The organism is Pseudomonas sp. 05N434, assembly GCF_056396965.1.
The window spans coordinates 1-2,048 of record NZ_JBFTMK010000717.1; the positions used below are offsets into that span (position 1 = coordinate 1).

The 2,048-nt window shown below is 55.4% G+C and carries 1 protein-coding gene; it reads right to left on the reverse strand.

Annotation, left to right across the window (positions count from 1 at the left end; genetic code table 11):
* Nucleotides 1-152: 152 nt before the first annotated feature.
* The coding region (gene lon / locus AC1DLB_RS28520; protein ID WP_477786137.1) for an endopeptidase La at nt 153-2,048 on the reverse strand (1,896 nt) is incomplete at its 5' end.

The following is a 2,048-nucleotide window of genomic DNA, read 5'->3' on the forward strand; positions in this document are numbered from 1 at the left end:
CTCTAAGTCCCCTTATATCTATTTGAGTTTGATTCTMAGTTTTTTGGTGAAAGCAAAAAAAACGAGTGCTGAATGGCCTACAGACACTTAAGAGCCGCTTTATAACAAGGGCTCTAAAAAACTGTCAAGGAAGCCCCCCAGGCAAATGCGTACTAATGCGTGCTAATTCTTTCCTTAGAGTCAGACTCGCGTTTGTCATCCTTTGCAACGATCTCCGGAACCACATCCGGCAAGGGTTCCGGCGCGTATTGCAGCGCAATTTGCAGGACCTCGTCAATCCATTTAACGGGTTTAATCTGTAGATCTTGCTTGATGTTGTCAGGAATTTCCTTCAGATCGCGTACGTTCTCTTCAGGAATGATCACCGTCTTGATTCCGCCACGGTGAGCAGCCAGCAGTTTTTCCTTCAAGCCACCGATCGCCAGCACCTGACCACGCAAGGTGATTTCGCCGGTCATGGCGACGTCCGCTCTTACAGGAATGCCAGTCAATGCCGACACCAGGGCCGTGCACATGCCTACACCGGCGCTAGGGCCGTCTTTCGGGGTCGCCCCTTCAGGCATGTGGATATGCGTGTCGCGCTTCTCATGGAAGTCCAGGGGAATCCCCAGGCTCTTCGCACGGCTGCGGACAACGGTCAGGGCTGCGGTGATCGATTCGACCATCACGTCACCCAGAGAACCGGTCTTGATCAATTGGCCTTTACCCGGCACGACTGCGGCTTCGATGGTCAGTAATTCGCCGCCCACCTGGGTCCACGCCAGGCCGGTGACCTGACCGATCTGATCCTGCTGCTCAGCCAGGCCGTAACGGAATTTACGCACGCCCAGGAAGTGTTCCAGCATCTCGGCAGTCACCTTCACCGAGAAGCGTTTTTCCAGAGCATGCTCTTTGACCGCCTTGCGGCAAACCTTGGCAATCTGGCGCTCCAGCCCACGTACACCGGCTTCGCGGGTGTAGTAGCGGATGATGTCGCGGATCGCTTCGGCGTCGAATTCCAGTTCGCCTTTTTTCAGTCCGTTGGCAGCAATCTGCTTGGGCGAAAGGTATTTGACGGCAATGTTGATCTTCTCGTCTTCGGTGTAACCCGGCAGACGAATCACTTCCATCCGGTCCAGCAGCGCCGGTGGAATATTCATCGAGTTGGAGGTGCACAGGAACATCACATCGGACAGGTCGTAGTCGACTTCCAGATAGTGATCGTTGAAGTTGTGGTTTTGCTCGGGGTCGAGCACTTCCAGCAACGCCGACGCTGGATCGCCACGCATGTCGCTGCCCATTTTGTCGATTTCATCGAGCAGGAACAGCGGGTTGCGGACGCCCACCTTTGTCATCTTTTGAATCAATCTTCCTGGCATCGAACCGATATAAGTCCGGCGATGACCACGAATTTCCGCCTCATCGCGCACGCCACCGAGGGCCATGCGGACGAATTTGCGGTTGGTTGCATGGGCAATCGACTCCGCCAGAGAGGTTTTACCCACCCCTGGAGGACCGACCAGGCACAATACCGGGCCGCGAATCTTCTTCACGCGCTTCTGCACGGCGAGGTATTCGAGGATGCGCTCTTTGACTTCTTCCAGACCGTAGTGGTCGGCGTCGAGAATGTCTTCGGCACGGGCCAGGTCCAGGCGCACTTTGCTCTGGGCTTTCCATGGCACTTGAACCAGCCAGTCGATGTACGAACGCACCACGGTCGCTTCCGCGGACATTGGCGACATTTGCTTCAGCTTGTTCAGTTCGGCCTGAGCCTTGGCCAACGCATCTTTCGGCAGACCGGCGGCATCGATGCGCTTTTTCAGCTCTTCGATTTCGTTGTGGCCTTCGTCGCTGTCACCCAGCTCTTTCTGAATGGCCTTCATCTGCTCATTCAGGTAGTACTCGCGCTGGCTGCGCTCCATTTGCTTCTTAACGCGGCCGCGAATGCGTTTTTCGACTTGCAGCAGATCGATCTCGGCATCCAGCAACGCCAGAACGTGCTCGACCCGGGCCGACAAATCGATGATTTCGAGGATTTCCTGCTTCTGCTCGATCTTCAGGGCCATGTG